Source organism: Lutibacter sp. HS1-25 (assembly GCF_004121075.1).
Lineage (GTDB): Bacteria > Bacteroidota > Bacteroidia > Flavobacteriales > Flavobacteriaceae > Lutibacter.
Genome location: NZ_RHLN01000161.1, coordinates 61,873 through 84,540 on the forward strand (window position 1 = coordinate 61,873; position 22,668 = coordinate 84,540).

Genomic DNA, 22,668 nt, shown 5'->3' on the forward strand with positions numbered 1-22,668 from the left:
TATGAAACCCGATTTTTCAGATATAAAAATAAACTCAACAGTAAAACAAACTGCTGGATCTTCAAAGAATCAAGACGTTTGGAATACTCCTGAAGGAATTCCTGTAAAAAAACATTTCACAGCAGAAGATATAAAAGATGCTGAACATTTACAATATGCAGCTGGTGTACCTCCATTTTTAAGAGGACCTTATAGTGCAATGTACGCAATGCGTCCTTGGACAGTGCGTCAATATGCTGGTTTCTCAACTGCAGAAGAGTCTAATGCCTTTTACAGAAGAAACTTAGCTGCTGGTCAAAAAGGATTGTCAGTTGCTTTCGATTTAGCTACACACCGTGGATACGATTCAGATCACCCACGTGTAACTGGAGACGTTGGTAAAGCTGGTGTTGCTATTGACTCTATCTTAGATATGGAAATTTTATTCGACCAAATTCCGTTAGATAAAATGTCTGTTTCTATGACTATGAATGGTGCTGTATTGCCAATTATGGCATTTTACATTGCCGCAGCAAAAAAACAAGGTGTGCCTTTAGATCAATTGAGTGGAACCATTCAAAATGATATTTTAAAAGAATTTATGGTGCGTAACACTTACATCTACCCACCATTACCTTCAATGAAAATTATTGGTGATATTTTTGATTATACCACTAAAAACATGCCAAAATTCAACTCTATTTCTATTAGTGGTTACCACATGCAAGAAGCTGGTGCAACTGCAGATATTGAGTTGGCTTATACTTTAGCTGATGGTATGGAATATATTAGAACTGGATTGGCTTCTGGTTTAAAAATTGACGAATTTGCACCACGTTTATCTTTCTTCTGGGCAGTAGGAATGAATCACTTTATGGAAATTGCAAAAATGCGTGCTGCACGTATGCTTTGGGCAAAAATCATAAAATCTTTCAACCCAAAAAATCCAAAATCAATGGCATTGCGTACGCATAGTCAAACTTCTGGATGGAGTTTAAGTGAGCAAGATCCTTTTAACAACGTAGCTAGAACTTGTATTGAAGCAATGGCTGCTGGTTTAGGTGGAACGCAATCACTTCACACAAATGCATTGGATGAAGCTATTGCTTTACCAACAGATTTCTCGGCTCGTATTGCTCGTAATACGCAAATCTTTATTCAAGATGAAACGCAAATGACTAAAGCGGTTGACCCTTGGGCTGGATCTTATTATGTTGAATATTTAACTAAAGAGATTGCTGAAAAAGCTTGGAAATTAATTGAAGAAGTTGAAGAACTAGGCGGAATGGCAAAAGCTATTGAAACTGGTGTTCCAAAAATGCGTATTGAAGAAGCTTCGGCTCGTAAACAAGCGCGTTTAGATTCTGGTCAAGATATTTTAGTAGGTGTTAACAAATTTAAAACTACTGAAAAATCTAATATCGAAATTTTAGAAGTTGACAATACAGTTGTTAGAAATTCTCAAATTGAACGTTTAAACAAATTAAGAGCAAACAGAGATCAAGCTGTTGTTGATGCAAAAATTGCTGCACTGTCAGCTTGTGCTGAAACTGGAAAAGGTAACTTATTAGCCTTAGCTGTTGATGCTGCAGAAAATTTTGCTACTTTAGGTGAAATATCTGACGCTTTAGAAGTTCATTTTGGAAGACATAAAGCTGATACTAAATTAATAAGTGGTGTGTATAGTAAAGAAGTAAGTGACGATAGTACGTTTGCAAAAGCTCAAAAATTAGCTGATAAATTTGCAGAAATTGAAGGACGTAGACCAAGAGTAATGATTGCAAAAATGGGACAAGATGGTCACGATAGAGGTGCTAAAGTTGTTGCTTCTAGTTTTGCTGATTTAGGTTTTGATGTTGATATGGGACCATTGTTCCAAACTCCTGAAGAAGTTGCAAAACAAGCAGTTGAAAACGATGTTCACTTTGTAGGTGCATCAAGTTTAGCAGCAGGTCACAAAACTTTAATTCCTCAATTAATTGGTGAATTAGAAAAATTAGGAAGACCTGATATTATGGTTTTTGCTGGTGGAGTTATTCCTGCACAAGATTACAATTACTTATTAGAAAGAAAAGTAGCTGCCATTTTTGGTCCTGGTACTGTAATTTCTGAATCTGCCATAACTATTATGGACAAATATTTAGAACAAGAATAATTTTTAGATATTAATATTTTAAAGCCCAGCATTAATAGTGCTGGGCTTTTTTTGTATGGTTATTTAAAATAATTATCAGTTAAATTAATACACTACAAGCATCATTTTAATCACTATTTTTGCCTTTCAAAAATTAATTTATGGATTTTTCAAAAGTTAAATTGGTTGTTACAGATATGGATGGTACTTTGCTAAACTCAAAAAGTAAAGTTAGCGACCGATTTTTTAATGTTTACAAACAATTAAAAAAGCACAATATTCAGTTTATTGCTGCAAGTGGCAGACAATATTATAGCATTGTAGACCGATTTGAAACCATTAAAGATGAAATAACCATAGTTGCCGAAAATGGTGCTTTTGCCATGCACGGAAATCAAGAATTATTTACTTCTGAATTGCCTTTTGAATACATTCACAATTGCATTGATACATTGCGAAGACTTGACAATGTTTACATTGTTTTATGCGGAAAAAACGCTGCTTATATTGAAACTAAAGATGAAAACTTCATCAATATGTTTAAAAATTATTATTCAGAATATAAGCTTGTTGATGATTTAACTGAAATTACCAACGATACTTTTTTTAAAATCGCAGCTTATCATTTTGATTGCTCTGAAACTCATATTTATCCTGCTGTAAAACACTTAGAAAGTGAACTTCAGGTTATTGTTTCAGGCGAACATTGGTTAGACATTTCGCATAGCAATGCCAACAAAGGTTTTGCGTTAAATATATTGCAACAAAAACTTGGAATTACAAAAGAAGAAACCATGGTTTTTGGCGATTATAACAACGATTTAAAAATGCTTGCCTTGGCAGATTTTAGTTATGCTATGGAAAATGCACATCCCGATGTAAAACGCATTTCAAAATATGAAACCAAAAGCAATGACAACTTTGGTGTTGAATTGGTTTTAGAACAATTGATAAATTCGAGAAATTAACCTAAGGAATTTTTAAATTCCTCTATTAAAATTTCAGCAGCCTTTACAGGTGATATTTTTGCTGAAATAATATCGTTTTTCAGTTCAGAAAGATGCTTTTTAATACTGGCCGAGCCGTAAAATAGATGCTTTAATTCTTCATTAATATTGTTGTACATCCAATCAATTTGTTGATGATTTCTGTTTTTTAAGAAATAACCATTTCCATCAACCAACTCTTTAAATTTTGAAATTTCGGTCCAAACAGTGTCAATTCCAATATTTTTTATTGCAGATGCAGTACTAACTACCGGACTCCAACCCGACTCTGATTGCGGAAAAATATGTAGTGCATTTTGATATTGTAAACGAGCCATTTCACTCATTCGCACATTATCGCCATCGGCTTTGTTAATTACAACCATATCAGCCATTTCCATAATCCCTTTTTTAATACCTTGTAATTCATCTCCAGCACCCGAAAGCATCAACAATAAAAAGAAATCCGTCATACCATGAACAGCCGTTTCACTTTGCCCTACTCCTACTGTTTCAATTAAAACAACATCATAACCATTGGCTTCACATAAAAGCATTGATTCACCCGTTTTATTGGCAACACCACCTAAAGTATCACCAGAAGCAGAAGGACGAATATAGGCTTCCTGCATAGTTGCCAATTCTTCCATACGTGTTTTATCACCTAAAATACTTCCTTTAGAACGCTGGCTACTTGGATCAATAGATAAAATTGCAACTCTTTTTCCTTGGGTAATTAAATATTTTCCAAAAGCTTCAATAAAAGTACTTTTACCAACACCCGGAACACCTGTAATACCTATTCTGATAGATTTTCCTGAATAAGGTAAAATAGATTGTACAATTTCCTTAGCTAATATTTTATCGCTTTCTAAATTACTTTCAACAATAGTAATTGCTCTAGACAATAGCACCCTATCACCTTTTAAAATTCCATCAATATATGCAGCAGCAGTTAATCTTCCTTTTGGCTTGTAGTTCTTCATTTATAGCTTACTTATTCATTTTTATAAACGTCAAAGATAAGCATATTCATAAAAAAGAGTCCATTATACAGCTCCCTTTTATTCACTTAAAAATGTTAAAAAATAACTTAAAAATCTTTTTTACGAAGTTTTAGATTTATTCTAATTACAGGAATTAACACCCATAAAACCAAAATAGACATAGACAACACCATTCCTAAATTAGTTCCAAAAAACTTTCTAAAAACAGCTCCAGTATAACCTAATAAAGCAGAGATATCTAATTTAAGTAGTATTAAAATTCGAGACAAATCTATTGGATTAAACATGGTTGCTATAAGCGAAAATTTATCTAATGGGTATTCATCAAACATCACCAAAGAAATTAAAAAAGCCCCATCATAAATTACCGCTAAAAACAGCCACATTAAAATAGCAAAACCAAAACCTTTTATTTTATTTTCGGTTGAAAGCGCAATATTATATGAAAGCGCAACAAAAATGAAATTTAAAAAAGAGCCAACAACCAGCAACAAACCAAAATTAAATATTGCAGCTGATTTAAACAATCCATATAACACAAATGGAATACCCAAACCTAAAACCAAACTCAAGGTTAAAGAAATTGAAATACCTATATACTGGCCCATAAAAATCTTTTTTCTATTAATAGGTTGTGCCAATAAAAGCTCTGTAAATTCGCGTGAATTATAATAATACATAACTCCAAAAATGGTTCCAATTAATGGGGTCAAAACAATTATAATATTCATTAATGTAATTACAGCCTTGTTAACATCGTTATTTAAAAACAACAATACAAAACCTAAAATTAGATAGAATAAAAAATAAACATAACTCCAACGACTACGCATTAAGTCATAAAAACTATATTTTAATATTTTAAGCATATTGTTTAGAAATTAAATTAGCAATTGCATGTTCTAGATTTGAATTATTGGTTTTCTCTTTTAATGCATCAACACTTCCTTTAAAGTAGATTTTACCATCTAAAATAAACACAATTTCATTGGCCATTTCATCAACAAAACTCATAATATGTGTAGTAATTAAAATGGTTTTTCCTTTTTCTTTTTCTTTTTGAATTAGCTCTTTTAAGTTAATTAAGGCTATTGGATCTAAACCATTTGTTGGTTCATCTAAAATAATTAGATTGCTATCAAACATAAAAGTCAATACAATATTCACTTTTTGCTTTGTTCCTCCAGATAGGTTTCCCAATTTTTTTTGAAGAGAATCATTCAACCCAAAAAGTTTGATTAAATCTTTTTCATTAGCTTGTTTTGGACGAAGGTTTTTAACCATTTCAATTAGCTCTTGCACTGTTAAATTTGGTGGAAAATTTGCGATTTGAGGTAAATAATTTAAATCGTTTCTATAATCCCATTTACCTAAGACACTTTTATCTTTATAAGTAATTTCTCCTTTTTGCGGAATTACCATACCCAACAAACATTTTATTAAGGTTGTTTTACCAGAACCATTAGGGCCTAAAATAGCAAAAATACCTCCTTCGCTAATACTCAAATCTAGGTTGTTTAAAACAACCAATTTTCCAAAATTTTTATGTAAATTTTTAAACTCAATCATTTATTCTCTTCATTATTGGTTTTTTATCCATTAAATCGTCTGGAGTAAAAACCGGTGAAACTTTTTCCGAAAAATTAATAATATCAACAAATAAACTTCGCAATAAAACCAAAGCTTCTGGAGTTTGATTTACAATGTAAGAAAACAATTTTACAGGTCTATATGGAATATCTCCAATACCATTTTTATCTAAATCATAGCCAGTATACTCACTCCAATAATTACTTTCAAATCTATTGTCATTTACTTGTGTATTGTATGCTAAATCTAAAGAATTATGCATAAAATCATTTTGTTCAAAAATGTTACCATAACAAGCTCCTGCAATTTTTATTGCCCAGCCGTTTCTAATAAAAGTATTATTTTTATAATTGATTCTTGTGCAACCTTCACCTTTAATTCCTATTGTGTTCTCTTCAAAAATATTGTTATAAATCTGAGTGTCATAAATTTCTTTTAACAATAAACCATAGGATGCTGAACCCCAGTTATGCGTAAATTTATTTTGATACATACTAATAAATTTTGAAAACATAACGGCTACTCCTGCGCCATTATTTACAAATTCATTGTTAAAATAGGTATCATTATTTGAAAACATAAAATGTAAACCGTACCTAATATTATTGTGGCTTAAATTGTTATGAATTTTACTATCAGTAACAAATTCAAAATAAACTCCATCTCTCATTCCATAAACCTCATTTCCTGAAACTTCCATATTTGAACTATGCCAAATATGAATGCCATTTCCTGAATTAGCTTCATCTTTTGAAGTGCTTGAAATTTTATTATTTAAAACTTTACCATTGTGAGATTTTTCTATTAAAACGCCAAAAAAGACTTCATCGAGCACAATATTTTCAATGGTAAAATTATTGCTTCTCACTACTTTTATAGCGGCATAATCTTTTGTATAACTTACTACAACATTAATAATTTTAAGACTTCTAATCACAAAATTATCAACTGAAATATGTAAAACACTTCCTTTATTGGTGCCATCTAGAATAGTCCCTTCTTCTCCAAAAATGATCAATGATTTATTTATTTCAATATCATTTTCCTTATAAATACCTTTTTTAATAAAAATTTCATCGCCATCTTCAGCGATTTCAACTGCCTTTTTTATGGTTGAAATTGAACATGATTTACATACTTCAATTTGTTTTGCTTGAAGTATGGTAATGCAAAATAGCGAAAAAAGAAAAAGATAGTTTCTCATTGTTATTTATCAGAAAGTCGTTCTTTTAGTTTTTCCCAAGTGTAAATTTCACCTGTAAATTTTTGTTGAAGTTCTTGTGCTTTTTCTATAGTTGAAACCCCTGAAAGATTTGCACCCATTGGGCTTTTTATTTCTTTACTTATTAAATAAGTTGCAGATTTTGCATCAATCATTTCACCAGGTTTTATATAATTTGCAACCAAAATTATTGCCAAATCACCTTCATTTTTTTCACTCAAATCATTTATCAAACATTCGATAGCATCAAACTTAAACTGCTTTCCTTTGTTAGTTACATATTGAGATGCATGTGTTTTATCAACAATGCTCATCATACAAAAACTACATTGATCTTTACCATAAGCAATAGATTCAGGTTCTATCTTACAAGAAATTGTAAGCAATAGTATGCATATACCAATAAATGGTTTTAGAAAAATTACTTTCATTATTTTGATTTTTTTAGCCCTTAAATATATGTTATAACAAGTGAATTAAAAAATCCAATTGTTTTAATGTATAGATTAACTTATGCTTTGGTTTCATTTTTTCCAACAAAAAACGCTACTAATGTCATTAACATACCTACAAACATAAAATAAGCTCCAATTTTAGGATAAGAATGGGCTGTGAAATTAAGAATGTATTTTGTACCAAAAAGAGGTGGCTGAAACCCCATTACTGAACCATCAGGGTTTTTAAAATTCATAATTGCTTTTGGGTCTAAATTGTGTCCGTAATTATATTCCCACATATAAAAATCGTACATCCCAGCAGTTCCTAAAATAGTCATTAAAACAAACCAAGCCAAAAACAATTTATAATTCCCTTTTAAACCTATTACTACACCCAATACGACCATAATTGCAATCACAATTGGAAATATTTTAAACTCAGGTATTGTATCTGGAATGTATTGCATACCTACATAATGATTCATTAAATTGATATTTTTAATATCAAACTCGTGCGTATCTGCAAATTTATTGATATGAATGTCCATTCCCAATGGAATTGGATATTGAGGTGCTTCTAAAGTGATATTCCACAAAGGAAATACAAATAACCCTAGCAATAATAAAGTACCTATTATCATTAATATTCTAGATTTTTTCATTGTTTTTGAAGTTAAATTTTCAACTGTTATTTATAATTGTTTATTGATATCAATTTACAAAATAACAATTATAAATATGTAACAAAACTCACATTAAAGGATTCTTTTATCTTATTTTTTTTGATTGAAAAACGGGTAGAAATCACACTACCCGTTTTATCAATAATAGAATAAAACTCAATCTAAAAAATATTATTCGGCATCAACAGCATCACCATCTAAAGTAAATGATAAAGGTACATTAGATCCTTTAGGAGATACTCTCACATAACCTTGCATTTCTTGATGTAATGCTGAACAAAAATCTGTACAATAAAAAGGCCAAACACCTACTTGTTTTGGTTCCCAAACAAAAGTTTCAGTTTGCCCTGGCATAATTAACAATTCTGATGTGTTTGCGCCAATCATAGCAATACCATGTGGCACATCATAATCCTGTTCTAAATTTGTTACGTGGAAATATACTTTATCTCCAACTTGAACACCTTCAATATTGTCTGGTGCAAAATGAGAGCGAATCATTGTCATGTAAATATGAACTTCATTTCCTTTTCTAACAACCTTTGCTTCAGCTTCACTTTTTATAGCAAATTCATGTTTATTTTCTTCTAACTTGTAAATTTTCTTAGAATTTGCTTCTATTAAACTAGCTGGACAACCTGCTGCATAATGAGGCTCACCAATAGTTGGAAAATCTAATAACAATTCCATTTTTTCACCTGAAATATCGTATAACTGAGCAGATTGAGTAACTTCAGGACCAGTTGCTAAATAACGGTCTTTAGTAATTTTATTCATCGCCAATACATATTTACCAAATGGTTTACGAGAGTTACCACCAGGAATCATTAAATGACCAACTGAATAATAAGTAGGTTTTCTATCAATAACTTCCCAAGTCCCTAATTTCCATTTTACAACTTCAGAAGAAATAAAGAAAGTAGTGTAAGCATTTCCTTCACCATCAAATTCGGTATGTAATGGGCCTAAACCAGGTTGCTTTACTGTACCAGCCAAAGTAGCTTCATATTGTATGATTGGAATTCCATAAGCATCGCCATCAAATTTTTTCTCTTCAATAGCTTTTACCATTTTGCTAAATGAATGTATTGTTAACTCTGCAGCTAACTTACCACTACCAACAATGTATTCACCTGAAGGATCTACATCACAACCATGAGGTGATTTTGGAGTAGGCATAAAATAAATAGCACCCGGAACATCACTTGGATTTACAATTACAACTTCATTTTTCATTGTCGAAGTTGCTGAATGAGTTTCGTCACTATAAACATTATGAGCATAATTTGTAGGAGCTTTTGTTCCACCACCATTATTTACATATTCTTCAATCTTTTTCCAATTGATTGCTGCAATAAAATCTTTATCATTTTGAGAAGCATTTACTTCTAACAATGAATTTGCTTCTTCAGTATTATATGTTGTGAAGAAAAACCAACCATGAGATGCACCTCTACCTGGGTGAGATAAATCATAGTTAAAACCAGGCATCATTATTTGAAATTTTATATCCATACCTCCATCCTTAGGATCTACTTTTATAAAAGTTAATGCACCTTTAAAATTCCCTTTATATTCGTCAATTGGCATGTCTTTTTGAGGGTAAGGAACACTAAAACGAGTTCCTGCAACAACATATTCTGTATTTTCAGTTACAAAAGAAGAGCTGTGGTTACCTGCTGAATTTGGAATTTCAATAATCTCAGTAGTTTCAAAAGTTGTTAAATCAATTTTAGCTATACGAGGTGTGTTGTTTCCATTAATAAATAAATAGCGACCATCTAATTCACCAGCAGTTTGAGAAATATCTGGGTGATGTGAGTCATCCCAAGGTATAAAACCGTGCGAAGTATTTAACATTGGCTTGGTTTCTTCATTAAAACCGTATGCTTTTTCTGCATCTACTGAAAAAACAGGAATTACTTTAAATAATCTTCCAGACGGAAGACCATAAACGGCAAGTTGACCACTAAAGCCTCCTGAAATAAATGCATAGAATTCATCATGTTCTCCTGGTGCAACATAAACTTTCTCTGCAGCACTACTTGATAAAGCACCTTGAGAACCTTTTTTTGAACCACCATTACCACAACTACTAAGAACCATTGAAAGCACTGTAATTGCAAATAAAGATTTAAAAATTGTTTTCATACTATAAATTATTTGTTGTTAATTTTTATTTCACTATTCTTCTGTATTAGAAGATGTTTTTGTTCTAAAATATTCTAAAATTGCTCTAGCTTCAACTTCTGTTAAACTTTGGTTTGCCATAGGAGCTAAATACTCCGCAAGTAGTTTTTTGGCTATTGGATCTTCAGTAACCATTACTTCAGGATTTAACATCATATTCATAATCCATTCTGGAGAACGTCTTTCAGTTATTCCAATTAAAGCTGGTCCAACAACACGTTTGCTAATTTTATGACAGGCAGAACATTTAGATGAAAATAAAGTTTTACCTTCAGCTGCCAAAGTATCGTCAATTTCACCAAGTGTTATACTTGTAATTGGACCAATCCCTTTGTTTTGCATAGGATCTACTTCAACCTCTACTTTTACTTCTTCTTTAGCTTCTGAATTTGATTCAGATTTTTTTTCACTACCACTACAACTTGACAAAAATGCTACAACTGCAGCCAATACTAATATTTTTAATTTCATTATTTGAGAACGTTTAATTATTATTCAGCTGGTACTAATACATTGTCAATAACATGTATCCAACCATTACTTACTTGTACTGTTTTTAAAATTTTGGTTCCACCAACATATAAGCCATCTTCTTTTTCTTCAACTACCAAATATTTCCCAGAAGCCATGTATAATTTTCGTCCCTTTTTAGCTTCTTTTGCCAATTGAGAATCTGGATAATTAGCTGGCGCTACGTGATTTGTTAAAATAAAAGCCAGTTGAGACTTGTTTTCTGGTAATAATAAATTTGCTACTGTACCTTCAGGAAGTTTATCAAAAGCTGAATTTACTGGGGCAAAAATGGTTAATGGACCAACATTTACAACTGCATCTTCAACACCAGCAGCTTCAATAGCCGCAACTAAGGTTGAAAAATCTTCAATTGATTTTGCCACTTGCAATGCATTTGCTGCAGAAACATCATCAGAAACTGCTGATTGACCTTGACCTTCTACAGTTACTTCAGTTGCATTTTGAACAGCTGAGTCGCTTACTTCTTGTTTTTTTTCTCCATTACCACAGGAAGTAATGAAAAGCGTAATTAATGTTAAAAGCGATAAAATTAGTTTGATTTTTTTCATAATTAAAATATTAAGTTATCTAAATATACAACAAATTAACTAATAAACAACAAGTTACAATTAGCTAAATGTACGTTAAAGATATTAAGATTTTTTTATCTTTATATCTTGAGTAACAAAAGTAACATTTTTTATTCAAATTCAAGCTTTATTTTTACAAACTAAATAAATTAATTGTTTTGTTGTAAGATAAACAAATAACTTTCGTCCAAAACAAGAACTAAAAATTTTAAAAATGAATAAATGCCTCATAAAAAATAGTTTAAAAAAAGGAGTAAGCTATTCAACTTATAGAACTTTGATAAAAGGATTGCTTGTTGAAGGAAAATCAACAGGAAAAGAACAAAGCGATGATCTTTTAAATTACAGCAAATTGAACGATGCTAGAATGGATAGATTAGACAAGACTTTAAAAATTTCAGAAGAAACTCAACAAGCACTTAATAACCTAACCGAAAACTTTTGGTTACTGGTATTGGCTGAAGGTTGGTGTGGCGATGCTGCTCAAGTTTTACCTGTTTTAAATAAAATGGCGGAAGCATCCCCAAAATTAAATTTAAAACTAGTTTGCAGAGATGAAAACGACGAATTGATGAATGCTTTTTTAACCAATGGAAGCAAATCTATTCCGAAAGTAATTCTTATAAATAACAAAAATGAAGTCATAAATAGTTGGGGACCTCGCCCATCTGTTGCAACAAAAATGGTGCAGGATTATAAAGAAAAACACGGTGCTTTGGATGCCGAATTTAAAAAAGACCTGCAACTTTGGTATAACAAAAACAAAGGACAAAACATTCAAAATGATATTGTTGAATTATTAGAAAATGCTATGGTTTTAACTATTTAATTTTAAGCTATCTTTGTACCATAATTTATAATTATGATAATTGATTTTAATGAAATTCCTGCGTGGTGTAAATTGTGGGTTTTTCCTTCGAGCAGAAAATTTTACGACCAAGAGATTTCGAGTATTACAGAAACTCTTGAAGCATTTTTAAACAGTTGGACAAGCAATAATGAACCAATTAAAAGTGCTTATCAATTAAAATACGAGCGTTTTATAATTATTGCTGTTGACAATTCTGAAACCAGTTTAAGTCTTAAAGCACATGACCAATTGTCGCTGTTTATATTAGAACTTGAAAAAAAGTTAGACGTAATTTTACTCGATAAAATTAATGTTTGCTACAAACAAGGTGAGTTTGTACAATACAAAGATTTAATTGAGTTTAAAAAATTAATGACAAACAAAAGTGTTTCTGAAAAAACAATTGTTTTTGACAATATGATTACCACCAAAGAAGAATTGGAAAACGATTGGGAAATTAACATTACCGACAGTTGGTTGGGACGTTTTTTAAAATAATTATTTGCAATTTGTGTCTCAAGTAAGCCAAACATTGCATCACTAATTATTCACCCCTTTGCAACTTTCGACTTTGGACTTTGGACTTTGGACTTTGGACTTGTGACTTGTGACTTTCGACTTTCGACTTGTGACTTAATAATCACCTAACTTAATTCGTCTTCAATATAAGTCAGTGGTTCTTTTGCATTTTCAACACTAAATTCACCTATTTTAGTGCGTCGTAAAGCAGACAAATAACCGCCAGAATTCAATGCTTTTCCAAAATCGTAAGCTAAAGAACGAATGTAAGTTCCCTTGCTACAAACCACTCTAAATTCAACCTTTGGAAAATCGATTTTGGTGATTTCAAATTCAGAAATTGTAATTTTACGAGAGGCTATTTCAACAGATTTTCCTTCACGAGCCATATCATACAAACGAACACCATCTTTTTTTAATGCCGAAAACATAGGTGGCTTTTGATCTATTTCGCCTGTAAATTGCAGTACAGTTTGTCTAATTAATTCTTCGGTAATATGTTCGGTTAAAAAAGTTTGATTTACTTCCGACTCCATATCGTAACTTGGTGTGGTTGCTCCTAAAGTTATTTCACCAGTATATTCTTTAATTTGACCTTGGTATTCATCAATTTTTTTGGTAAAATTCCCAGTGCAAATAATTAACAAGCCCGATGCCAAAGGATCTAAAGTACCCGCATGACCGACTTTAATTTTTTTTAAATTAAATTTTTGACGAATGTGCCATCGCAATTTATTTACCACTTGAAAAGAAGTCCAATTCAAAGGTTTATCAATTAATAAAACTTGTCCGTTTTTATAATCTTCAACAGTCAACATTAAATAACAGATAATGGGTAAATAAAATAGTGAATCACAAATAATAAGATTCCTAAAATAATGCGATAATAACCAAATATTTTAAAGCCGTGTTTGCTTAAATAATCAATAAAAGATTTAATAGCAATCATAGCAACAACAAAAGCCAGTACATTACCAATAAATAATAAATTTAATTGCTGATTAGATAATACCAAACCATCACCAAAATAATCGTATAATTTTTTAGCAGTTGCACCAAACATAGTTGGAACGGCTAAAAAAAACGAAAACTCTGCAGCTGTCTTTCTATTTAACTTTTGCGTCATTCCACCAACAATGGTAGAACCACTGCGTGAAGTTCCAGGAATCATGGCAATACATTGAAATAATCCAATTTTTAGCGCTGTTAAATAGCTTATTTCGGTATGAGCTGTAGGGTTTTTATCATCATACACTTCATTTGATTTAAACCAATCGTCTATTTTCAATAAAATAAATCCACCTAAAATTAACGATACAGCAACAACTAGCGGACTTTCTAACAACTCATCAATTACATTGTTAAATAACAAACCTAAAATAACAGCAGGAATAAAAGCTACCAATAATTTTAAATAAAAATCGACACTTTGAAAAAACCGTTTCCAATACAAAGCAACTACAGCAAGTATTGCCCCAAGCTGAATCACAATGGTAAAAAGTTTTGTAAAATCGTCGTTTGCAATTTTCATAAACGACGAGGCGATAATCATGTGCCCTGTTGAAGAAACTGGCAAATACTCTGTAACTCCTTCAATAATAGCTAAAATAATGGCTTCAATATACGTCATACTATTTTTTTGACTTTGTCATAATCGCATAAATTTCAATAGCCAAACCAATTAAAACCAATGTTGGCGCTACGCGAATTCTTCTAAAATTATAAATTGCTTCATTAAATACTTCAGGATCATCGCTACCACCACCGGCCATCAAAATAAAGCCCAAGGTTATAACTGCAATTCCAACTAACATTAATATGTAGTTCTTTTTTCCAAAAAGGAATTCGTTTTTTTGTATTTCTTTATTGCTCATTTTTAATAATAAATTTCGTCAGTTCTTAAATTCAAAAAGCGTTGAGTTGCAAAAAAAGTACTCAACCAAGTAATTAAAATTCCTAAAACAACAATTACAGCACTTACAATTCCCATAATTTTATAATCGCCCATCAATTCAATTTCAGGAATTTTAGCATTTAAATATAAAACAAATGCAAATAAACCTACAATTGCAACAAAAGCCCCAATAATTCCAAGTTTAACACTTTGCCAAATAAATGGTTTTCTAATAAAACTTTTAGTCGCTCCAACCATTTGCATGGTTTTTATGGTAAACCTTTTTGAGTAAACCGAAAGTCGAATAGAACTATTAATTAAAACCACCGCAATAACCGCAAACAATGCACTAAATAACAACATCCAAAAACTCAAACGTGTAATATTTTTAGACAGCAATTCAATCAACGGTTTATCATAAGTCACTTCAGCAACTATGCTTCTTATTACTAAATTTTGTTCTATTTCAGCCATTTTTTCAGGCGTCACAAATTCAGATTTTAACGACAAGTCAATGGCATTTTTCAACGGATTTTCACCCAAAAACTCTAAAAAATTCTCACCAATATCTTCACTATATTTTTTTGCGGCGTCATCTTTTGAAACATACACAACAGATTTTGTAAAATCCGATTTAGCCAATTCAGCCTGTAAAATTTCAATATCACTTTTACCAGCGTTGTCTTTCAAAAAAATTGTTATGGCAACTTGCTCTTTAAAATGTTTAGCTATATTATTGGTTTTTAACACAATAATTCCTAAAAGTCCCACTAAAAACAACACCAAACCAATGCTAATAATAACAGATAAGTACGAAGATCTCAATCTTCTTTTTTGATATTTTTCAAACGATTTATCCAAGAGTAACAGGTATTAATTACGTCGCAATATACAAATTAGTTGCGAGTTGTTTATTGATTGGTTTTTAGTTTTTTTTATTTGGGCGTTCCCCTATGGGTCGGGCTACCGCTACTCGCTTTTTTTAAGTTAAAAAAACTTAAAAAAGAGCTCAAACAAAAGCGGTATCCCTAACGCAAAACAATTAATAGTGAAAAATTAAAAATGAATAATTTATTTGTTTTCAACCCTAAAACTTTTTTTGCTGCGTTTTTAAAACTTTGCGCCCTCAAACCTTTACACTTTCAACTTAATTAAAGCTTCTACTACGCTCAGCCACTTATACTTTTATACTATTAAAACTTTCAACCCTTCAACCTTCCCAACTTTTCAACCTTCAAAAATAAAAAAACAAAATTTGTGTACATTTAACTATTATCTTTGCAAAATGGAAACAAACAGACAAAAAAAAATAGCTGGTGTATTACAAAAAGACTTGGCAGAAGTTTTACAACACGCAGCACAAGACGGAATGAAAGGTGTGATTATATCTGTTACCAAAGTAAATGTAACTTCAGATTTATCACAGGCAAAAGTATATTTAAGTGTATTCCCACAATTAAAGCGTGAAATTATTTTAAAAGGTGTGCAGGAAAATACGGCAACCATACGCTATGAAATGGCAAGACGCACTAAAGAACAATTACGTCGTATGCCTAATTTATTGTTTTATATAGATGATAGCTTGGATTATATTGAAGGTATTGACAATGCTTTGCGTGGTAAAAACGAAAATCCAATTACAAATCCTGAAATTTTAAACAAACGTCAAAAAAAGTAATTTGAACTTTCCGCTATACATCGCAAAACGGTATTTATTTTCAAAAAGCAGTAACAACACCATCAATATTATTACACTTATTGCTGCTATTGGCGTAATTATTGGCACCTTAGCTTTGTTTATAGTAATGTCTGGTTTTTCGGGTTTACGTACTTTTAGTATTGGATTTTTAAACATTGCCGACCCCGATTTAAAAATAACAGCAACAAAAGGAAAATCGTTCGATTTTAATAGCAAATTACAAACCTCTTTTGATCAAGAAAAAGGCATCGCATCCTATTCAAAAGTAATAGAAGAACGCGCTTTTTTCGATTTTCACAACAAAACACATATTGCCTTTATAAAAGGTGTAGATTCTAATTACGTGCATACCAACAAAATGGACACAACCGTTTATATTGGCAGCTGGTTAGACAAAGATATTCCGCTTGGCGTTGTTGTTGGTAATGGTATTTCTAACACACTTTCTGTAGGTGTTTTTGAATATCTTGAGCCGCTTAAAATTTACGTTCCAAAACCAGGAAAAGGCTATATTACAGATCCTAAAAATGCATTTAGCCAAATAAAAACACAGCCCATTGGTATTTTTGCTTTAACCGATGAAATTGATAAAAAATTCACATTTTTACCTTTAGACTTGGCGCAAGTTTTGTTGAATTATACACCCAATCAAATTTCGGCTATCGAAATAAAAGTTGCGCAAAACTACGATCGCGATTTGTTAATTACAAACCTTAAAAATACTTTAGGCCCTAATTACAAAATTGAAACTCGAGAGCAATTAAACGCAGTATTTTACAAAATGTTAAATACTGAAAATTTGGCTTCTTACTTAATTTTTACACTTATTTTAATTATTGCACTATTCAATGTAATTGGCGCAATTATTATGATGATTATAGACAAACGAGACAATCTAAAAACACTTTACAGTTTAGGCGCAACCATCAAAGAAATTAAGCAAGTGTTTATTTTACAAGGTTTTTTACTTAGTCTCTTCGGACTTATTATTGGACTTTCTACAGGTGTTATTTTGGTATTTCTTCAAAAAAAATACCAACTATTTATGATTACACAAAACTTAGCCTACCCCGTAGAATTTACATTTTTTAATGTATTTACAGTAGCTTCAACCATACTTATTTTAGGCTTTTTAGCTTCAAAAATAGCTAGTAGTAGAATTTCTAAAAAATTGGTTGAATAATAATTAACCGTTTTCTTCAAAAAATAAAATTATTACATTAAATTTACTAAGCTGTTATTCAGTGCGGTAATGGTTTTTAACTTCACTCCAAACGTAAAGCACTTATCTTTATATAAATATTATCTATTATTGTTTTTAATTAATAGTTAATTTTTATACTTATTTTGTAATAAATTAAAAATTGAAAATCATGAGCAATTCAAAAGACGGTAAATGCCCAGTTGATCACAATCAATTTACCAAAAAAGAAGAAACAACCGAAATGGGAAAATGCCCTGTAATGCACGGTGCAAATACATCAACAGATAAATCTGTAATGGATTGGTGGCCTAAAGCATTAAATTTTGACATTTTACACCAACACGATACAAAAACAAATCCTTTAAAACCCAATTTTAGCTATCGTGAAGAGTTAAAAAAATTGGATGTTGCAGCTTTAAAAAAAGATGTACATCACCTACTAACAGACAGTCAAGAATGGTGGCCAGCAGATTGGGGTCACTATGGCGGATTAATGGTTCGTATGGCTTGGCACTCTGCAGGTACCTATAGAACTGCCGATGGTCGTGGTGGTGGCGGAACAGGAAACCAACGTTTTGCACCGTTAAACTCGTGGCCAGACAATGTAAATTTAGACAAAGCACGACGCTTATTGTGGCCAATTAAGAAAAAATATGGAAACAAAATAAGTTGGGCCGATTTAATTATTTTGGCAGGAACCATTGCTTATGAAAATATGGGCTTAAAAACGTTTGGATTTGCTTTTGGACGAGAAGATATTTGGCATCCTGAACAAGATATTTATTGGGGCGCAGAAAAAGAATGGTTAGCACCAAGTGATAGTCGTTATGAAAATTTAGAAAATCCCGCTACCATGGAAAATCCGTTGGCGGCAGTGCAAATGGGTTTAATTTATGTAAATCCTGAAGGTGTAAATGGTGTGCCTGATCCGTTAAAAACTGCAGCACAAGTGCGTGAAACATTCAAAAGAATGGCAATGAACGATGAAGAAACGGTTGCTTTAACAGCAGGAGGCCATACTGTTGGAAAAGCGCATGGAAATGGAGACGCAAGTATTTTAGGTCCCGTTCCTGAAGCTGCTGATGTTGAAGAGCAAGGCTTGGGTTGGTTCAATCCTAACAAAACAGGGAAGGGGCGTTATACCGTTTCAAGTGGTTTAGAGGGTGCTTGGACCACAAACCCAACAAAATGGGATAATGGTTTTTTTGAAATGCTTTTTAAACACGATTGGGAATTACAAAAAAGTCCAGCAGGCGCTTGGCAATGGGAACCTAAAGCCATAAAAGAAGTCGATATGCCTGTTGATGTTGAGGATTTTTCGATCCATCACAAACCTATGATGACTGATGCAGATATGGCAATGAAAGTTGATCCAACTTATAAAGAAATTTCATTAAAATTCATGGACAATTTTGATGCTTTTTCTGATGCTTTTGCACGTGCTTGGTTTAAATTAACACATCGTGATATGGGGCCTAAATCTTGCTATTTTGGTCCAGATGTTCCGCAAGAAGATTTAATTTGGCAAGACCCAATTCCTAAAGGAAAAACAACTTACGATGTTGCTGCTGTTAAAAATAAAATTGCAAATGCTGGATTGAGCATTTCTGAAATGGTTGGGACTGCTTGGGATAGCGCCAGAACATTTAGAGGTTCAGACAAACGAGGTGGCGCAAATGGTGCTAGAATTAGATTAGCGCCTCAAAAAGATTGGGAAGGTAACGAACCAAAAAAATTAGCAAAAGTATTGGCTGTTTTAGAACCAATTGCTGCAGATTTTGGAATAAGCATTGCAGACACAATAGTATTAGCTGGAAATGTGGGTATTGAACAAGCCGCAAAAAAAGCAGGAATGGATATTGCAGTTCCTTTTGCGCCTGGTCGTGGTGATGCAACTGATGAAATGACAGATGCAGTATCTTTTGAACCTTTAGAACCATTAGCTGACGGTTATAGAAACTGGTTGAAAAAAGATTACATTGTAAGTCCTGAGGAATTACTATTAGATCGCACACAATTAATGGGCTTAACGGCTCCTGAAATGACGGTGTTGTTAGGTGGAATGCGCGTGATGGGAACCAATTATGGCGAAACCAAACACGGTGTATTTACGGATGCTGTTGGAACTTTGTCTAACGACTTTTTTGTAAACTTAACTGATATGGGCTACGCTTGGGAACCTTTAGAAAATGGCTTGTATAACATTCGTTCTAAAAAAACTGGAACCTTAAAATTTACAGCCACCCGAATTGATTTGGTATTTGGTTCTAATTCTATTTTACGTTCGTATGCTGAATTTTATGCGCAAGATGATAACAAAGAGCAATTTGTAAACGATTTTGTGAATGCTTGGGTAAAAGTGATGAATGCAGACCGTTTTGATATTGTGAAATAAGTCCGTCAACATCATATTATGGTAATGGTGGCTTCACAAGATACAACTCCCAAGCCTAACATTATCTACGCATAAAAGTGTATTGCTACACTTTAAACTAATATTAAATTGCTTTTAATAAAACATGGAAATATTAGCTGCTGTTATTAAGAAGATATAAATCAATTTATAAAGACTACATGTTTATGTGGTTTTATAAATTGATTTATAATTTATATTTGAAATTGACTCCTGTAATTATTTACCATATGTAAATTAAGAAATAATTTAAATCAATAATTATTGATGTTTGAAGTAACAATTAAACGTTATTCATTTATTATAAAAATTACGATAATAAAATATGTTACCCTATCCTATCTACAAATTTTCGGGGTTGTGAAAAGCAAAAAAACAACTGAACATTGATATATCCAGACCATAAAACTGTCACATAGTACATTTATTGGGATGTAATGGGTTGTGCTTCATTAAAACAAACCTATAACAAATGATTAAATTCTTCAGAAAAATTAGACAAAAAATGCTAACTGAAAATAAATTCAATAATTATTTGGTATATGCAATTGGTGAAATCATTTTGGTAGTTATCGGAATTTTGATAGCGCTACAGATTAATAATTGGAATGAAACTAGGAAAAATAAGGCTGCCGAACAGCAATTATTAACATCGCTGCTTCAAGAGTTTGAAACCAACCAAGAAATACTTGATAGTACTATTAAAACCAATACCAAAATTTTTGAAACCTGTGTTAAGATTGGAAAATTCACTGGACCCTCATTACCAATAATAAGTGAAAAAGAATTATCCCAATATATGGTGGGAGCCTTTAAATATGAGTCGAGATATGTACCCAATCAGGGAATTATTAATGAGCTAAACAATTCAGGTAAATTATCACTCATATCTGATCCAAACTTAAGAAAGGCTATTTCTAACTGGCAATCACAATTTGAGCTTGTTAAAAATCAGGAAAACTATGTTGTTGAAGGAAGAGACTATGCTCATGAATTTTTTATCAACAATGGGAATTTTAGAAGACACTTGAATTTGATTGATGAAACCCTTATTGATGTGAAACCAAGTAGATTTCCAGACAATGACTTTCGTTTTCTTACAAATCCTAAGTTTGAAAGCAATCTGTACCTGTTTATTGTAGCATCCGTAAATCTAAATAAAACATTTTATCTGCCTCTAAAAGAACAAACCGAACTTATTATTGAACAAATAAAACAAAATATAAATTAACATTTAACTTCAAAAGAGTAAAAAAATATTGACTTAAACATTTAAAATGATGAAAACACAACACAGCTTACATAAATAAACGCTTAAGGCAATTAGTCAACTTTTAAAAAATGAAAACATGAAAAAAACATTAAAGATTTTCGGAATTGTTATCACATCTATCATCGTATTACTTGGAATTGTATTTGTGTATATTGGTATGTCTGATATACCCTCTTATGAAGTTCAAAAAATTGAATTTGAAGTAAAAAGCACTCCAGAATCAATTGAAAGGGGAAAGAATCTGACCATGATGCTATGTGCAAATTGCCATTTAAATAAAGAGACCGGAAAATTAACCGGGAAAAAATTGCTTGAAGCTCCTACCGAATTTGGGGATATCTATTCTCAAAATATCACTCAGGATAAGAAATACGGAATAGGAGAATGGACAAATGGCGAATTGCTCTATCTTTTTAGAACTGGAATTAAAAGGAACGGACAATACAGTCCACCTTACATGGCTAAATTACCAAACATGGCTGATGAAGATATAAATGCAATTATATCGTTTTTAAAATCAGACAATCCAATGGTTGTGGAAGATTCAACTCCAGATACTCCACCAGCCCCTTCTTTTTTAACCAAACTTCTTTGCCGAATCGCATTTAAACCATTTCCCATGCCGACAGAGAAGATTGCACTACCTGACACCAATAATAAAGTAGAATTGGGAAAATACTTGGCATACAACCTCGAGTGTTTCTCTTGCCATTCGTCTGATTTTAAGACCAATAATTTTCTTGAACCCGAATTAAGTAAGGGATATTTTGCAGGAGGAAATAAACCTTTGGATGAAGAGGGAAGGGTAAAGTTTACACCTAACCTAACACCAGACAAAGAAACAGGAATTGGAAACTGGTCGAAAGATGACTTTGTTAATGCTGTAAAATACGGGATTAAAAAAGGTGAAAATGCACTTACCAACCCAATGACACCATATACCCAGCTTTCAGACCAGGAAGCAGAAGCTATATTTGCATATCTCCAAACCATACCTCCTATCAAGAATAAAGTGGAAAGATCTGTATATAATTAAACAACAATGTACATAATTAATAGCAGCCTATTGGCAGGCTAAATATCTTATGCCAACCTTTAAAACAAAACTTCACTAACTTTTTGACACCCCCTTTAATCTCAGTAATATTAAGGGATAAGAGAGGTAAAATAAAAAACCCATCACTATCTTTAAGTGATGGGTTTTGTTTAATATCGGGAACAAGACTTGAACCTGTGACATTCGGGTTATAAGTTCCAAGCAAAAGTTAAATTTCAACTGTTTTATAGGGCTCCCGAGCTATAAATTTGCAAAATCGTGTTCCAAAACGTGTTCCGATTTTAGCTTTTGATTATTATAATATTTTACTCAAATAAACCTAAAAAATGAACTTATTATAATAAAATTCATTTTTTTCTAGAGAGCCCACCTAAATTAGTTCTCCTAAAATGAACTGAAAATTCACACTTTAATATTTAAGTAACTTT

General features: G+C 31.9%; 22 protein-coding genes. 9 read left to right on the forward strand and 13 right to left on the reverse strand.

Annotated elements, in window-relative coordinates:
* Nucleotide 1: 1 nt before the first annotated feature.
* Together scpA and EC396_RS17115 are read left to right on the forward strand one after the other, a co-directional pair.
* On the forward strand, nucleotides 2-2,134 hold the full coding sequence (scpA, locus tag EC396_RS17110; RefSeq protein WP_129368076.1) for a methylmalonyl-CoA mutase: 2,133 nt from the start codon (nucleotides 2-4) through the stop codon (nucleotides 2,132-2,134).
* A gap of 140 nt (nucleotides 2,135-2,274) precedes the next feature.
* A complete protein-coding gene (locus tag EC396_RS17115; protein ID WP_129368077.1) occupies nucleotides 2,275-3,081 on the forward strand; it encodes an HAD family hydrolase in 807 nt (268 codons plus the stop codon).
* Here EC396_RS17115 and meaB read toward each other — a convergent pair.
* From meaB to EC396_RS17160, 9 genes are all read right to left on the reverse strand, one after another.
* Nucleotides 3,078-4,085: a methylmalonyl Co-A mutase-associated GTPase MeaB gene (meaB, locus tag EC396_RS17120; protein WP_129368078.1), complete on the reverse strand. Its 1,008-nt coding sequence runs from the start codon at nucleotides 4,083-4,085 to the stop codon at nucleotides 3,078-3,080. The two genes, EC396_RS17115 and meaB, sit on opposite strands and share 4 nt — an antisense overlap.
* A gap of 107 nt (nucleotides 4,086-4,192) precedes the next feature.
* Complete coding sequence (locus EC396_RS17125; protein ID WP_129368079.1) at nucleotides 4,193-4,975, reverse strand: ABC transporter permease; 783 nt, start codon at nucleotides 4,973-4,975, stop codon at nucleotides 4,193-4,195.
* On the reverse strand, nucleotides 4,968-5,675 hold the full coding sequence (locus EC396_RS17130) for an ABC transporter ATP-binding protein (protein WP_129368080.1): 708 nt from the start codon (nucleotides 5,673-5,675) through the stop codon (nucleotides 4,968-4,970). Before EC396_RS17130 ends, EC396_RS17125 begins: the two co-directional genes overlap by 8 nt.
* On the reverse strand, nucleotides 5,668-6,900 hold the full coding sequence (locus EC396_RS17135) for a nitrous oxide reductase family maturation protein NosD (RefSeq protein ID WP_129368081.1): 1,233 nt from the start codon (nucleotides 6,898-6,900) through the stop codon (nucleotides 5,668-5,670). The genes EC396_RS17130 and EC396_RS17135 overlap by 8 nt, the downstream gene beginning before the upstream one ends.
* A gap of 2 nt (nucleotides 6,901-6,902) precedes the next feature.
* Complete coding sequence (locus EC396_RS17140; protein WP_129368082.1) at nucleotides 6,903-7,349, reverse strand: nitrous oxide reductase accessory protein NosL; 447 nt, start codon at nucleotides 7,347-7,349, stop codon at nucleotides 6,903-6,905.
* Between the two features lie 80 nt (nucleotides 7,350-7,429).
* A complete protein-coding gene (locus tag EC396_RS17145; protein WP_129368083.1) occupies nucleotides 7,430-8,017 on the reverse strand; it encodes a hypothetical protein in 588 nt (195 codons plus the stop codon).
* A 192-nt stretch (nucleotides 8,018-8,209) separates the two neighbouring features.
* Entirely contained in the window at nucleotides 8,210-10,189 is a 1,980-nt protein-coding gene (gene nosZ, locus EC396_RS17150) for a Sec-dependent nitrous-oxide reductase (protein WP_129368084.1), read from the reverse strand.
* A 33-nt stretch (nucleotides 10,190-10,222) separates the two neighbouring features.
* Nucleotides 10,223-10,699: a c-type cytochrome gene (locus EC396_RS17155; RefSeq protein ID WP_129368085.1), complete on the reverse strand. Its 477-nt coding sequence runs from the start codon at nucleotides 10,697-10,699 to the stop codon at nucleotides 10,223-10,225.
* A gap of 20 nt (nucleotides 10,700-10,719) precedes the next feature.
* Nucleotides 10,720-11,310: a fasciclin domain-containing protein gene (locus tag EC396_RS17160; RefSeq protein ID WP_129368086.1), complete on the reverse strand. Its 591-nt coding sequence runs from the start codon at nucleotides 11,308-11,310 to the stop codon at nucleotides 10,720-10,722.
* A gap of 235 nt (nucleotides 11,311-11,545) precedes the next feature.
* Here EC396_RS17160 and EC396_RS17165 point away from each other — a divergent pair, with 235 nt between their 5' ends.
* Both EC396_RS17165 and EC396_RS17170 read left to right on the forward strand, forming a co-directional pair.
* Nucleotides 11,546-12,160 carry a thioredoxin family protein gene (locus EC396_RS17165; RefSeq protein WP_129368087.1) on the forward strand — a complete coding sequence of 205 codons (615 nt, stop codon included), beginning with the start codon at nucleotides 11,546-11,548 and terminating at the stop codon, nucleotides 12,158-12,160.
* Nucleotides 12,161-12,193: 33 nt separating this feature from the next.
* Nucleotides 12,194-12,679, forward strand: coding sequence for an ABC transporter ATPase (locus EC396_RS17170; RefSeq protein ID WP_129368088.1), 486 nt, complete (start codon nucleotides 12,194-12,196; stop codon nucleotides 12,677-12,679).
* 146 nt (nucleotides 12,680-12,825) lie between these two features.
* Here the strand turns inward: EC396_RS17170 and truB are convergent, their stop codons facing one another.
* From truB to EC396_RS17190, 4 genes are read right to left on the reverse strand one after another with little or no spacing between them, the layout of a single operon-like run.
* Nucleotides 12,826-13,518 carry a tRNA pseudouridine(55) synthase TruB gene (gene truB / locus EC396_RS17175; RefSeq protein WP_205757983.1) on the reverse strand — a complete coding sequence of 231 codons (693 nt, stop codon included), beginning with the start codon at nucleotides 13,516-13,518 and terminating at the stop codon, nucleotides 12,826-12,828.
* Nucleotides 13,518-14,330, reverse strand: coding sequence for an undecaprenyl-diphosphate phosphatase (locus EC396_RS17180; protein WP_129368089.1), 813 nt, complete (start codon nucleotides 14,328-14,330; stop codon nucleotides 13,518-13,520). Before EC396_RS17180 ends, truB begins: the two co-directional genes overlap by 1 nt.
* A 1-nt stretch (nucleotide 14,331) precedes the next feature.
* The gene (locus EC396_RS17185) at nucleotides 14,332-14,574 is read right to left on the reverse strand and encodes a DUF3098 domain-containing protein (RefSeq protein ID WP_129368090.1); all 243 of its coding nucleotides are present in this window, start codon (nucleotides 14,572-14,574) and stop codon (nucleotides 14,332-14,334) included.
* Between the two features lie 2 nt (nucleotides 14,575-14,576).
* A complete protein-coding gene (locus tag EC396_RS17190) occupies nucleotides 14,577-15,455 on the reverse strand; it encodes an ABC transporter permease (RefSeq protein WP_129368091.1) in 879 nt (292 codons plus the stop codon).
* A gap of 424 nt (nucleotides 15,456-15,879) precedes the next feature.
* Here EC396_RS17190 and rbfA point away from each other — a divergent pair, with 424 nt between their 5' ends.
* The 5 genes from rbfA (at nucleotide 15,880) to EC396_RS17215 (ending at nucleotide 22,219) form a co-directional block, all read left to right on the forward strand.
* Nucleotides 15,880-16,272 carry a 30S ribosome-binding factor RbfA gene (gene rbfA / locus EC396_RS17195; RefSeq protein WP_129368092.1) on the forward strand — a complete coding sequence of 131 codons (393 nt, stop codon included), beginning with the start codon at nucleotides 15,880-15,882 and terminating at the stop codon, nucleotides 16,270-16,272.
* A 1-nt stretch (nucleotide 16,273) separates the two neighbouring features.
* Nucleotides 16,274-17,476 (forward strand): ABC transporter permease, encoded by a 1,203-nt coding sequence (locus EC396_RS17200; RefSeq protein WP_129368093.1) that lies wholly within the window; start codon nucleotides 16,274-16,276, stop codon nucleotides 17,474-17,476.
* Between the two features lie 190 nt (nucleotides 17,477-17,666).
* The gene (gene katG, locus EC396_RS17205) at nucleotides 17,667-19,892 is read left to right on the forward strand and encodes a catalase/peroxidase HPI (protein ID WP_205757984.1); all 2,226 of its coding nucleotides are present in this window, start codon (nucleotides 17,667-17,669) and stop codon (nucleotides 19,890-19,892) included.
* 490 nt (nucleotides 19,893-20,382) lie between these two features.
* A complete protein-coding gene (locus EC396_RS17210) occupies nucleotides 20,383-21,141 on the forward strand; it encodes a DUF6090 family protein (RefSeq protein WP_129368094.1) in 759 nt (252 codons plus the stop codon).
* Nucleotides 21,142-21,259: 118 nt separating this feature from the next.
* Nucleotides 21,260-22,219, forward strand: coding sequence for a cytochrome c (locus tag EC396_RS17215; RefSeq protein ID WP_129368095.1), 960 nt, complete (start codon nucleotides 21,260-21,262; stop codon nucleotides 22,217-22,219).
* Nucleotides 22,220-22,668: the final 449 nt, after the last annotated feature.